This is a genomic window from Antribacter soli (assembly GCF_021568775.1).
In the GTDB taxonomy this organism is placed as follows: Bacteria; Actinomycetota; Actinomycetes; order Actinomycetales; family Cellulomonadaceae; genus Antribacter; species Antribacter soli.
Map to the genome: position 1 here is coordinate 168,502 of NZ_JAKGSG010000005.1, position 12,846 is coordinate 181,347.

12 protein-coding genes are annotated in these 12,846 nt (G+C 72.3%); 5 read left to right on the plus strand and 7 right to left on the minus strand.

The window, feature by feature from the left end; translation table 11 throughout:
- Positions 1–7: 7 nt before the first annotated feature.
- From mshD to L1785_RS01285, 3 genes are all read left to right on the plus strand, one after another.
- Entirely contained in the window at positions 8–973 is a 966-nt protein-coding gene (gene mshD / locus L1785_RS01275; protein ID WP_236087295.1) for a mycothiol synthase, read from the plus strand.
- A gap of 207 nt (positions 974–1,180) precedes the next feature.
- Positions 1,181–3,490: an RNA degradosome polyphosphate kinase gene (locus tag L1785_RS01280; RefSeq protein WP_372461771.1), complete on the plus strand. Its 2,310-nt coding sequence runs from the start codon at positions 1,181–1,183 to the stop codon at positions 3,488–3,490.
- Positions 3,491–3,504: 14 nt separating this feature from the next.
- Positions 3,505–4,533 carry an NUDIX hydrolase gene (locus L1785_RS01285; protein ID WP_236087297.1) on the plus strand — a complete coding sequence of 343 codons (1,029 nt, stop codon included), beginning with the start codon at positions 3,505–3,507 and terminating at the stop codon, positions 4,531–4,533.
- 4 nt (positions 4,534–4,537) lie between these two features.
- Here the strand turns inward: L1785_RS01285 and L1785_RS01290 are convergent, their stop codons facing one another.
- The 4 genes from L1785_RS01290 to L1785_RS01305 form a co-directional block, all read right to left on the minus strand.
- Positions 4,538–5,542: an inorganic phosphate transporter gene (locus L1785_RS01290; RefSeq protein WP_236087298.1), complete on the minus strand. Its 1,005-nt coding sequence runs from the start codon at positions 5,540–5,542 to the stop codon at positions 4,538–4,540.
- 6 nt (positions 5,543–5,548) lie between these two features.
- On the minus strand, positions 5,549–6,169 hold the full coding sequence (locus tag L1785_RS01295) for a DUF47 domain-containing protein (protein ID WP_236087299.1): 621 nt from the start codon (positions 6,167–6,169) through the stop codon (positions 5,549–5,551).
- Positions 6,170–6,476: 307 nt separating this feature from the next.
- Positions 6,477–8,105, minus strand: a complete 1,629-nt coding sequence (locus L1785_RS01300) for an MDR family MFS transporter (protein WP_268914672.1) — start codon at positions 8,103–8,105, stop codon at positions 6,477–6,479.
- Entirely contained in the window at positions 8,102–8,620 is a 519-nt protein-coding gene (locus L1785_RS01305; protein WP_236087300.1) for a MarR family winged helix-turn-helix transcriptional regulator, read from the minus strand. The genes L1785_RS01300 and L1785_RS01305 overlap by 4 nt, the downstream gene beginning before the upstream one ends.
- Before the next feature lie 216 nt (positions 8,621–8,836).
- Here L1785_RS01305 and L1785_RS01310 point away from each other — a divergent pair, with 216 nt between their 5' ends.
- A complete protein-coding gene (locus L1785_RS01310; RefSeq protein ID WP_236087342.1) occupies positions 8,837–9,436 on the plus strand; it encodes a hypothetical protein in 600 nt (199 codons plus the stop codon).
- A 102-nt stretch (positions 9,437–9,538) separates the two neighbouring features.
- Here L1785_RS01310 and L1785_RS01315 read toward each other — a convergent pair whose 3' ends face one another.
- Positions 9,539–10,753: an ROK family transcriptional regulator gene (locus L1785_RS01315; protein ID WP_236087301.1), complete on the minus strand. Its 1,215-nt coding sequence runs from the start codon at positions 10,751–10,753 to the stop codon at positions 9,539–9,541.
- Positions 10,750–11,757, minus strand: coding sequence for an aldo/keto reductase (locus L1785_RS01320; RefSeq protein WP_236087302.1), 1,008 nt, complete (start codon positions 11,755–11,757; stop codon positions 10,750–10,752). Before L1785_RS01320 ends, L1785_RS01315 begins: the two co-directional genes overlap by 4 nt.
- Before the next feature lie 112 nt (positions 11,758–11,869).
- Here L1785_RS01320 and L1785_RS01325 point away from each other — a divergent pair, with 112 nt between their 5' ends.
- A complete protein-coding gene (locus tag L1785_RS01325; protein WP_236087303.1) occupies positions 11,870–12,415 on the plus strand; it encodes a MarR family winged helix-turn-helix transcriptional regulator in 546 nt (181 codons plus the stop codon).
- A gap of 22 nt (positions 12,416–12,437) precedes the next feature.
- Here L1785_RS01325 and msrB read toward each other — a convergent pair whose 3' ends face one another.
- A complete protein-coding gene (gene msrB / locus L1785_RS01330) occupies positions 12,438–12,836 on the minus strand; it encodes a peptide-methionine (R)-S-oxide reductase MsrB (RefSeq protein WP_236087304.1) in 399 nt (132 codons plus the stop codon).
- Positions 12,837–12,846 lie beyond the last annotated feature (10 nt).

The following is a 12,846-nucleotide window of genomic DNA, read 5'->3' on the forward strand; positions in this document are numbered from 1 at the left end:
TGGGGCCGTGCACTTCGCGCCCCCCATCGAGATCGGTCCCCTGGACGACGACGCCCGTCGTGCCGTGCGCGCCCTCGCGGACACGGCCGCCGAGCACGACGGCGTCGCCGCCCTGTCGGAACAGCCGCTGCTGAACCTGGCTGCGGACGAGGAGTGGCTGACGCACGTCGTCGCCCGCGACCCGTACGGGAAGACGATCGGATACGTGCAGGTCGACCGGTCCGGGGACACGGCGAGCGCCGAGCTCGTCGTCCACCCGGAGCACCGCCGCCGCGGCACCGGCCGCATGCTGCTGCGCACGGCGGAGCGCGACGCGACCCTGCCCGCCCGCTCGGGAGAGCCGGGCCAGCACGGCAAGCAGCTCCGGGTCTGGGCGCACGGCGACCTGCCCGAGGCGCGCGCCTTCGCGGAGAAGTCGGGCTACCGGCCCGTGCGGGAGCTTCTCCTCCTCGCGCGGCCGCTCGGCACGACGACGGCCACCCCGCCCGCGATGCCGGAAGGCCTGGCCGTCCGCACGTTCGTCCCGGGCGCGGACGACGAGGCGTGGGTGCGGGTCAACGCACGGGCGTTCGCGACCCATCCGGAGCAGGGTCGTCTCACGCGGGCAGACCTCGAGGCGCGCAAGGCAGAGCCGTGGTTCGACCCGGAGGGCTTCTTCCTGGTCGTGCCCGACGCCGGAACCACGGCCCAGCCAAGCACCGCCGACCCCGTCGCCTTCCTGTGGACGAAGGTGGAGCCCGGGCAGCCGGACGGCGCGCGCGACGGCGAGATCTACGCGGTCGGTGTGGACCCCACCGCACAGGGCCGCGGCCTCGGCGGCGCACTCACGGCGACGGGCCTGGCGCACCTCGCGCGGATCGGAGCGACCCGTGCTGTGCTCTACGTCGAGGGCGACAACGCACCTGCCCTCGCCACGTACGCGCGGGCAGGGTTCGAGCGTGCGGGGACGCACGTGCAGTACGCCCGCACCTGACCGAATCCGTGGGAAATCGTCACCCTGCGTTCATCGATCAGTGACACCATGAGCAGCATGACGGACGCAACAGACGGCACCCCGAAGATGCGCGACGCGCGCGGGCGGTTCGTGCGGTCGGCCGCCCGTGGCACCGCTGCGGCGCGGTCCGTGATCGCGAGTGCTCTCGTGCCTGCGACCGGCCCTGGAGGAATCACCAACAGGGTGATGCGCGAGACCGAGGAGGCGACCGCCGTCGTGCAGGAACAGCCCAACACCGCACCCCGCGAGCTGGAACCGAGCCTGGCCGCGCACATCGCGGAGCACATCGCGGAGGAGGAGCCGAGCGGCTACGCGACCATCCCGGTCGAGCACGAGCCGCTCCCGGCGGACCGCTTCGGCGACCGCGAGCTGAGCTGGCTCGCGTTCAACGAGCGCGTGCTGCAGCTCGCGGAGGACCAGCAGATCCCGTTGCTGGAGCGCGTGCGGTTCCTGGCGATCTTCGCATCGAACCTGGACGAGTTCTTCATGGTGCGCGTCGCCGGGCTGAAGCGGCGCATCGCCACGGGCATCGCCGTGACGAGCGCCTCCGGGCTGTCGCCGCGCGAGGTTCTGCGCGGCACCTCCGAGCGCGCGCACGAGCTGATGACGCGCCACGCGATGGTGTTCCAGGAGCACGTGCAGCCCGAGCTGGCCGCCGAGGGCATCACGCTGGTGCACTGGGACGAGCTCGAGCAGCGCGAGCAGGAGCGCCTGCACAAGTTCTTCCGCAAGCAGATCTTCCCGGTGCTGACACCGCTCGCCGTCGACCCTGCGCACCCGTTCCCGTACATCTCGGGGCTGTCGCTCAACCTGGCCGTCGTGGTCGCGAACCCCGCCACGGGCAAGGAGCACTTCGCCCGCGTGAAGGTGCCGCCGCTGCTGCCCCGGTTCATCGCCGTGGACGCATCGGGCAAGCCCCGGCGCCCCGGCACACGCAAGGCAGACCCGCAGCGCGGGCCGCTGTCGTTCGTGCCGCTCGAGGAGATCATCGGGCAGCACCTCGACGATCTGTTCCCCGGCATGGAGGTTGTGGAGCACCACGCGTTCCGCGTGACCCGCAACGAGGACGTGGAGGTCGAGGAGGACGACGCCGAGAACCTCCTCCAGGCGATGGAGAAGGAGCTGCTGCGACGCCGCTTCGGCCCGCCGGTGCGACTGGAGATCGCGGAGGGGATCAGCGCGCGCATCCGCGAGCTGATCGTGCGCGAGCTCGGCGTCCGGGACGAGGAGGTCTACACGCTCCCCTCCCTGCTGGACCTCACGGGCCTCAACCTGATCGCGGACCTCGACCTCGCCGCGTTGCACTTCCCGCCGTTCCTGGCCACCACCCACCGGCAGCTGGCCGAGGTGGAGAGCGCCACGGCCACGGACGTCTTCGCGGCCATCCGGCGGCGCGACATCCTCCTGCACCACCCGTACGACTCGTTCTCGACGTCCGTGCAGACCTTCCTGCAGCAGGCCGCGGCCGACCCCGCCGTGCTCGCGATCAAGCAGACGCTCTACCGCACGTCCGGCGACTCCCCGATCGTGGATGCGCTCATCGACGCGGCCGAGGCCGGCAAGCAGGTCCTGGCTCTCGTGGAGATCAAGGCGCGGTTCGACGAGCAGGCGAACATCTCCTGGGCCCGCAAGCTGGAGCAGGCGGGCGTGCACGTCGTGTACGGGATCGTGGGTCTCAAGACGCACTGCAAGCTGTCGCTCGTGGTGCGCCAGGAGCCGGATGGCTCGCTCCTGCGCTACTGCCACGTGGGCACGGGCAACTACAACCCGAAGACTGCCCGCCTCTACACCGACCACGGACTGCTGACGTGCGACCCCGACGTGGGCCAGGACCTGACGCGGCTGTTCAACCAGCTCTCGGGATACGCACCGCAGTCACGGTTCCACCGCCTGCTCGTCGCGCCCCGCTCGGTCCGCATGGGCCTCGTGGAGCGCATCGACCGCGAGGCGGCGGCCGCCCGCGCCGGGCACGAGGCCTGGGTCAAGATCAAGGTCAACTCAGCCGTGGACGAGACGATCACCGATGCGCTGTACCGCGCATCGGAGGCCGGCGTGCAGGTCGACCTCCTGGTCCGCGGCATCTGCTCCCTGCGCCCCGGCGTGCCCGGGCTCAGCGAGAACATCCGGGTGCGCTCCATCCTCGGCCGCTTCCTCGAGCACTCGCGGATCTTCGCGTTCGCCAACGCGGTCGGCCCCGCCATCGGCGAGGGTCCGGAGGGCGGGCCCGAGGTGCTCATCGGCTCGGCCGACCTCATGCACCGCAACCTGGACCGTCGCGTCGAGGCCCTCGTCCGGATCTCCGACCCCGGCCAGATCGCGGAGCTCATCGAGCTCATCGACACGTCCATGTCGGATACGACGGCGTCGTGGCACCTGCGGCCCGACGGACACTGGGACCGTCACGCCACCGGGCCGGAAGGGGAGCCTCTGCACGACATGCAGGCCCTCCTGATCGAGCGCCAGCGCAGGCGGCGGCGGCTCGAGCCGGTCCGGTGAACGGGCCGGGCCCGATGACCGGCTTCCGCCCGGCCCTGGAACGCCTGGACCCTGCGGGAGGCACGCGTCAGGCCCACGCCCCCCTGGTCGAGACCGCGGGCGCGGTCGTCTGGCGCGTGCGCGGCGGGTCCCTGCAGGTGCAGCTCGTCCACCGGCCCCGCTACGACGACTGGTCCTGGCCGAAGGGCAAGGTCGAGGAGGGCGAGGCGTTCCAGGTCACGGCGATCCGGGAGGTCGCCGAGGAGACAGGGAAGCCGATCGTGCTCGGGATGCCGTTGCCCGGCCGGCAGTACCTCACGCCGGAGGGCCGCGTGAAGCGCGTCCACTACTGGGCGGCGCGGCGGGCCCGGCGAGGCCACGACAGTGCGGCGCTCACCGCCCGGGACCCCGTGGCCCCGGTGCTGAAGGCCGAGGTGGACGCCTCCGAGTGGCTCGACGCCGACGACGCGGCGAAGCGGCTCACCTGGGCCTCGGACCGCGCACCGCTCGACGCGCTCAAGGAAGCCTACGAGGCAGGCCGCCTGCCCACGCGGGCGCTTGTCATCGCGCGCCACGGCAAGGCTGTGCCCCGCACGGCGTGGCACGGCTCGGAGCGCGACCGGCCGCTCACCCCCATCGGCCACGCGCACGCCGCGGCGCTGGTGCCGGTGCTCGCCTCGTACGGGATCGAGACGGCGATCAGCTCCCGCTGGGAACGGTGCGCCACCACCATCGACCCTTACGTGCGTGCTGCGGGCCTGCGACCGTCGTTCAGCGAGTACCTGACCGAGGCGCAGCACGAGCGCTCGCCCTCGCGCGTCGCCGCGACGATCCGGTACCTGCTCGAGGACTCCGCGGGCGCGACCCTGCTCTGCACGCACCGGCCCGTCCTGCCGACGGTTCTGGACGTGCTCGGGCAGCACGCGGCGCGCGCCGTCGCGGACTCGCTGCCCACGCAGGATCCGTTCCTCGAGCCCGGCCAGGCCCTCGTGGGGCACGTCACGACCACGTCGAAGGGACCGCGGGTGGTGGCGGCGGAGCTCATCGCCCCACCGCTCGACTGAGCGCTCAGGCCAGGATCGGCGAGAGCACCCAGGTCGTCACGGCCGCCACGAGGGCCGCAGCCGGGATGGTCGACACCCATGCCAGGACGATGTTCTTCGCGACGCCCCAGCGGACCGCCGACAGGCGCCGCGTGGCCCCGACGCCCATGATCGCCGAGGTGATCGTGTGGGTCGTGGACACGGGGGCGTGCAGCGCGAACGCGTTGACGTACAGCACCAGCGCGGACACGGACTCGGCGACGAACCCGCGCGCCGGGTCGAGCTCGATGATGCGCCGGCCGAGGGTGCGCATGATGCGCCACCCGCCGGAGTAGGTGCCGGCGGAGATGGCGGCGGCCGCGGAGAGCTTGACCCACAGCGGGATCCCCGCATCGGGGTCCGCCCAGCCGGCCGTGAGGAGCGCCAGGTAGATGACGCCCATCGTCTTCTGGGCGTCCTGCAGGCCGTGGCCGAGCGCCATCGCCGCGGCCGAGGCCGTCTGCGCGATGCGGAACCGGCGGAACGTCTTGGCGGGCGCGGCGCTCCGGAACAGCCACAGCACGGCGAGCATGACCAGGAACGCGAAGCCGAAGCCGACCACCGGCGAGATGATCATCGGCAGCACGACCTTGTCGACGATCGCGGACCAGAAGACCGTCATGCCGCCTGCCAGGCCGGCCCCTACGAGGCCACCGATGAGCGCGTGCGTCGACGACGACGGCAGGCCGAACCACCACGTGATGAGGTTCCACACGATGGCACCGACCAGCGCGCACACGACCACGACGAGCGCGGCGTGCGAGCCGGTGTCGTCGAGGTCGACGATCTGCTTCGCGATCGTCTCGGCGACCTCCGTCCCGAGGAGGGCGCCGACGAAGTTCATGACCGCCGCCATGAGCAGCGCGACGCGGGGCGTCAGCGCCCGCGTCGACACCGAGGTCGCGATCGCGTTGGCGGCGTCGTGGAAACCGTTGGTGTAGTCGAACCCGAGTGCGAGCGCGACGACGAAGACGACGAGTGCTGCCTCCACGTCGGTTCAGGACTCCTTGAGCGCGATGGTCTCGACCATGTTGGCCACACGCTCGAAGCTGTCCGCCGCATCCTCGAGGACCTCGACGATCTCCTTGAGCTTCATGAGCTCGATCGGGTCGGTGACCTCGTCGAAGAGCTGCGCGATGAGCTTGCGGTGCAGCTTGTCCGCCTGGTTCTCGAGACGGTTGACCTCGACCCAGTAGTCGGCGAGGTGCTCCATGGAGCGCAGCCGCGGCATCGCCTCGGCGGTGAGCTCGGCGGCCCGGTGCAGCACCTGGACCTGCTCGGAGACCCGGTCGGGGAGCTGGCCGACCTTGTACAGGACGATGAGGTCCGCGGCCTCCTCCATGGAGTCCATGCAGTCGTCCAGCGCGGACGCGAGGCCGTAGATGTCGTCGCGGTCGAACGGCGTCACGAACGTCTGGTTGAGCCGGCGCATGATCGAGTGCGTGGCGTCGTCGGCCGCATGCTCGGCGTCCCGCAGCTGGAGCGCGAGCTTCTCGCGGCCTTCCTTGTCCGCCCCGAGCAGCTCTGCGAGGAGGGACGCGCCGGTCACGAGATGCTGGGCCAGCGCGGCAAGAAGGTCGAAGTACGTGGTGTCGCGCGGAGTCAGGCGCAGGCGCACGAGGGTCTCCCAGGTAAAGGGCAGATGAACAAACTTAAGAGTAGGGGGCCGTGGACGACCTTCACCAACTCGCAGTCCGTGCTTGGGCCCTCCGTGACAAACGGCACAGCCCCGTCGGCAGCGCGTCATCGCGTACCAGAGGAATGGTGCGACACCGGACCGGGAGCGCCTCTCGGCGCGGGGCCGCTCGAAGCGGCTTGAGGTGGAGCCCGGGGCTACCGCAGTCCGGCGTCGCCAGCCCATCTTAACGGTTCAGGCTGGGCTGCCAAGGGTCAGGACGAACGATTCAGGGTGACGTGGGTCGTCGTCACACGACATCGGCCTCGGTCTCCTTGTCGAGCATCTGCTCGATGCCGGACTTGCGGCCCAGCGGGACTTCCTTGATGAACAGCGTCGCGACCAGCGCGATCACGGCCATCGGGACCGCGAGGAGGAAGATCTCGGCGATCCCGTCGGCGTACGCGTCCTCGACGACGGTCCGGACGACCGCGGGGAGCATCGCCAGGTCAGGGACCGCGGCGCTCGTGCCGCCCATGGCGTCGGCGGGGACGCCCAACGCGGCGAGGCCCGTGGCCAGGTCGTCCTTGACGCGGTTCGCCAGGACGGCGCCCAGGACGGACACGCCGATGGTGCCGCCGAGGGAGCGGAAGAACGCGACGGTCGAGGTGCCGGCGCCCATCTCGTGCACGTCGAGCGTGTTCTGCACGGCCAGCACGAGGTTCTGCATGAGCGCGCCGACGGAGAGGCCGAGGCCGAACAGGTAGGCGCCCATCAGGACGAAGCTCGTGTGCGCGTCCAGGGTGGACAGCCCGAGCAGGGCGAGGATGAGGACGACGCCGCCGCCGACCATGATCGCCTTGTACCGGCCGGTCCTCGAGATGATCCGGCCGAGCACGACGCCCGCGAGCATGGTGCCGACCACCATCGGGATGGTGAGCAGCCCGGACTCGGTGGGTGTCCTGCCGCGCGAGAGCTGCAGGTACTGGCTGAGGAACACCGCGGTGCCGAACATCGCGACGCCGACGGCCATGGAGGCCACGACCGAGAACACGAACGTGCGGTTCCTGAACAGGTGCAGCGGGATGATCGGCTCGGCCACGACGCGCTCCACCAGCACGGCCCCGACCAGCGCCAGCACGGCGCCGCCGACCATGGCAGCCGTCTGCCACGACACCCACGCGAACTCGTTGCCCGCGAAGGTCACCCACAGGAGCAGCAGCGCGACGCCGACGGAGATCAGGCTGGCGCCCCAGTAGTCGATCTTCGCGACGCGGCGCGGCCGCGCAGGCAGGTGCAGCGTCCGTTGCAGCACGATGATCGCCGCGACCGCGAACGGGACGCCCACGAAGAAGGTCCAGCGCCAGCCGACGCCGTCCGTGAGGACGCCGCCGAGCAGCGGTCCGCCCACCTGGGAGACGGCCATGACCCCGCCCATGAGGCCCATGTACCGGCCGCGGTCACGCGGCGAGATGATGTCCGCCATCAGGACGGTCGCGAGAGCCGTGAGGCCGCCGGCGCCGATGCCTTGCATCGCGCGGAACGCGATGAGGGTCTCGATGTTCTGGGAGAAGCCCGCCGCGGCGGCGGACACGACCGTGATCACCAGCGCGACCTGGATGAGGGTCTTGCGGTTGGTCAGGTCGGCGAACTTGCCCCACAGCGGGGTCGAGATGGTCGTGGTCAGCAGCGCGGCCGTGACGACCCACGTGTAGGAGTTCTGCGTGCCGCCGAGGTCGGTGACGATCCGGGGCAACGACGTGGAGGTGATGGTCGTGGCCAGGATGGCCACGAACATGCCGAGCATGATGCCCGAGAGCGCCTCGAGCACCTCGCGGTGCGTCATGGGCGGGTTGGGCGTGCTGCCCGACGCCGGACCGGTCGCCTCGGCGCGGGGCGTCGCCGACCTGTCGTCGGCGATTGCGGTGGAGCTGGTCATCGATGCGTTTCCTTGGGGTCGAGCGGTGATTCCGGGGTCTGGCCCGCAGGGGTGGCGGCCGAGATCGTGTCGGCGATCCGGCGCAGGGCGCGGGTGGCGTCGGCGAAGTCGTCGGGGGACCAGGCCTCGAAGATGTGATGGACGAGCGCGATGAGGTGCCTGCCGGCGTCCTCGGCGAGGGCGTGGCCGGAGTCGGTGAGCGCGAGGGTGCGGACGCGACGGTCGGTCTCGTCGACCCTGCGGACGACGTGTCCGGCGTCGACGAGCGCGCTGACCTGGCGGCTCACGACCGACAGGTCCACGCGGAGCCGTGCCGCGACCTCGGAGAGCGGCATAGGGCCGCCCTTGTGCAGGACTCGGGCGATGCCGACGCCGGCGCGGGGCCGGTCGAGCGACTGGGCGACGCGGGAGGCGGCTTCGCGCTGGGCGCGGCTGAGCTGCTCGAGCGCCGCGACGAGGTCCTCGGCGGTCGCCTGGGAGGTGCCCGGCGGGTGATCGGGTGTCGTGGTGGACATGCAGACTCCTTGTTTGCCGCAAGCAACCATACGCTTAATGGTTGCCCGGTACAACCTTCTGTGACCCATCAGACACGCCCGGGGAGGCGGTTCGCCGTCGTCGAAGTCGTCGGAAGGTTGCGCTACGCGCGAAAGCGCAGGTACTCGTCCTGCGCAACGATGTCGGGGAGACTGGGACGCGTGACCGACGCCCGCCGCCCCCCGCGCCGCCCGGCGATGCTCGACCCGCGCGACGCGGACGCCCTCCCGGGGGACCTCGATCCCGCGCTGCGGGGAGAGGTCGCGCACGCCACGGCGCGCGCCCTCGTGGACCGGGCACGCTCGTCGGAGGACCCTGAGGTCGTCGAGCGGCTCGTCCGCCTCGTCGAGACCGAAGGGCTCGACACGGTCGCCGCTCTCTGGGCCGACGCCGCCCCGGCCACGCTCCCCGGCGCCCTCTGGCGGCTCTACGTCCTGCGCGAGTGGGTGCGGCGCGACGCGCAGACGGTCATGCTGCGGTACCGGCTCGGCGTCGACGCCGCCCCCGTCCAGGAGGCCGTGGCGGGCGTGCCGAACCCGCCGGAGCCCGGGGACCTGCGGGCCCTGGCCGACGTCGTCCTCTCGGGCGTCTTCACGGGTGACCTCGCCGTCGCGCTCGAGCGCGCGGGCGCGTTCTGCCGGATCCTGTCGACCGGCGCCGCGTTCGACGCCGACGCGCGCGAGCCCGCGGACCCCACCGCCGCCACGCGCCTGACCCGCGGCGCGTCGTCCCTGCTGCGCACCGGCGAGGAGCTGGAGCAGGCGGCCGCCCTGTGGCGGCAGGGCCAGCTGGAGTAGTCCGCTCCAGCTCAGGCGAAGTAGTTGTTCGCCTGAGCCTGCGGCTCCGCTCCGGGCGGGTCCTTGCTTCGCTGCGGCCCCACCCTCCGCTGCACCTCCGGCTCAGGCGAAGGCGGTGGTCGCCGCGCCCACTGCCGCGGAGTACAGCCCGAGCCCGCTCAGCTCCACGGTCACAGGCCCGGTCTCCCGTCGGGACGAGCGCCGCTCGACCTCGGCCCGCACGCTGTCCGCGTACAGCGGGCCGGCCTCGGCGAAGCCCGGCCCGGCCAGCACGATGCGGTCCAGGTCCAGCACGTTGACGATCGACAGCAGGGCCGTCCCGACGTACCGCGCGGAGGCTTCGACGGCCTCGCGGCAGGCCTCCCGCGTCGCGTCGCGGCCGGCGGCCACCCCGTCGTGGTCCGCCGCGGCCCGGCACACCGTGGCGAACTCCCGGTGCTGCGCAGCGCGCGAGCCCGTGAGCCCCAGCTCCCCGCCCGCCGTCGAGGCCATCACCCGGGCCACGACCGCCGCCGGTCCGGCGAGCGCTTCGAGGCACCCCTGCGAGCCGCACCAGCACGGCGCGCCCCCGGCGTCGAGCACCATGTGGCCCACATCGCCTGCGGTGCGCGACGCACCACGGTGCACGTCGCCCCGCAGCCGCAGGCCGAGGCCGAACCCCTCCGACAGGTAGACGCAGGCGAAGCTCGCGCTCGCCGGGACCTTCCCCACCCAGAACTCGCCCAGGGCGGCGCTGACATGGTCGTGCTCGACCCGGACCGGCAGGCCCAGGGCCTCGCCGAGGACGGCCTCGAGCCCGAGCCGCTCCCACTCCGTCGCGAGACGCGAGGACCCGTCCGATCCGGGAGGGCCGGGATCGAGGCGGCCGGGCACGGCGACGCCGACGCCGGCCACCTCGCGCACGCACAGCTCCTGGCCGTCGAGAAGCTCACGCACACCTTGCGCCGCACGCCGCACGACCGTGACCGGCGGGTCCTGCCCGATCCCGGGCGCCTCGACGTTCGCGACGACCTCGCCGCGCAGGTTGACGAGCACGTAGGTCAGGCGGGCGTGGTCGACGGACACGCCGACGGCGTAGCGCCCGCCCGTGCTGAGCTCGAGCAGCGTCCGCCGCTTGCCGCCCGTTCGGTCGCCCTGCCCGGTCTCCACGAGGAGCCCGCGGTCGAGCAGCCGCTTGACGACGCGCGAGATCGAGGCGCCGGTGAGCCCGGACTGCTCGGCCAGCTCGACGCGGCTGATCACGCCGCCCGAGCGGACGAGGTCCAGGACCGCACCCTCCGTCTCCGCCGCAGACCGCGTCCGGAGGGGCCGGGTCATGCGCCCTGCTCGCCGACCCCGGAGCCGGGCGTGAACGGCGCGTCGAGCCAGTTCTCCTCGCCGGGCAGGAGCGCGGCGAGCTCGGGCCAGAGCGCCTCGGGCACGTCGGCACGCGCCGCGCTCACGGTCTGCGCCACCCGCTCGGGCCGGGAGATCCCGACGATCGTGGACGACACGCGCGGGTCCCGCAGCGAGAACTGCAGCGCCGCCGTGGCGAGGTCGGTCCCGTGCGCGGAGCACACCTCGCGCATCCGGCGGACGGCGTCGAGCACCGGGCCGGGCGCGTCGCGGTAGCCGTACGTGCCGGCCACGGTCTCGGGCGGCGACTGGGCGAGGATGCCGCCGCCGTACACGGCGGCGTTGAGCACGCCCATGCCCCGCGCGGCAGCGGTGGCGACGAGGTCCCTGGCCGAGCGGTCCACCAGCGTCCAGCGGTTGTGCACGAGCAGGACGTCGAAGACCCCGAGGTCGAGATACCGGGCGATCTCCTGCACGCGGCCACCGGCCAGGCCGATCGCGCCGACCTCTCCGGACTCGCGCAGCGCGACCAGCGCATCCACGGCGCCGCCCGGCGCGGAGAGGTCTTCGAACGAGTGGAACTCGGGGTCGTGCAGGTGGACGAGGGGCAGGACGTCGAGACCGAGCCGCTCCCGGCTCTCCGCGACGGACGCACGGACCCGGTCGCCCGAGTAGTCCCTCCCCTGCGGGTCCACCTTGGTCGCGACGACGACGTCGTCCGGCAGCGCGCCGTGCTCGTCGCGGTACGCGGCGAGCGCCGCGCCGATCCGGCGCTCGGACTCGCCTTCGGAGTACCCGTTCGACGTGTCGATGAAGCGGATGTCGCTGTCGAGCACCGCCCGCACGGTCGCGACGGCGCGTTCGGCCGGCGTGTCATAGCCGAAGATGCCGGGCATCGAGCCGAGCGGCCCGCCTCCCGCGCACACCGCGGACACGGTCAGCCCCGTCGCTCCCAGGGGTCGCATCCAGCCGGTCGTCTCGCTCATCGCTTCACCTCTCGGTCGTCCGGGGTCCTCGGCGTCAGATCCTACGCAGAGTAAGTAAGTTGCAACCCCCGGCTCTGGGATTGAAACGCCTCAGCACGCAACAATGGGTCGCATGCTAGAAGCCGACAAGATCAGCGTCGACGACGCGGCACCGGTGCCGGTCGCCGCGCCCTCCTTGGACGACGCGCTGGCGGCATCAGAGCCGTACGTCGCCCTGGAGCGCGAGGTGCGGATGATCATCCGGCGCGCGCAGTCGTCGGCCACGCTCACCGCCCGGCGCGTGCACCCTGACCTCGAGGCGAGCGCCTATCCCCTGCTGGCCTACATCGCCCAGCACCCCGGCACCCGCGGCTCCGACCTCGCGGTGGCGTTCGGCGTCGGCCGGGCCACGGTCTCGCGCCAGCTCAGCCGCCTCGTCGCCCTCGGCCTGGTCCAGCGCGACGTGGACCCCGAGGACAGCCGCGGCCAGCGCATCACCCTGACCGACGACGGCGCACAGCGCTTCGAGCGGGCCCGTGCCGCCCGCATCACGATGTTCCGCGGCGCGCTCGCCGACTGGGACCCGGACGACGTCTCCCAGCTCGCCACGCTGCTGCACCGCTACCTGGCCGACCTCACGGCCTGGCAGACCGTTCACGCCGGCCGCCCACCGGGGTGAGCGACCGGCGTCGGCTACCCCGTCACGCCTCTTCGAAGGTGAGGCTGACGGAGTTCATGCAGAACCGGTCCCCCGTCGGGGTCTGGGGGGCGTCGTCGAAGACGTGCCCCAGGTGGGAGCCGCAGCGGGCGCACCGCACCTCGGTGCGGACCATGCCGTGCGTGCGGTCCTCGATCAGCTCCACGCGGTCACCCGCGAGCGGGCTGTAGAAGGACGGCCAACCGCAGTGCGAGTCGAACTTCGTCTCGGAGCGGAAGAGCTCGTTCCCGCAGGCGCGACACCGGTACACCCCGACCCGGCTCTCGTCCAGGAGCTCGCCGGTCCAGGCCCGCTCCGTCGCAGCCTGCCGCAGCACGGCGAACTCCGCAGGGTCCAGCTCGGTACGCCACTGCTCGTCGGTCTTGCTCACCTCGTAGGTCATCTCTGACACC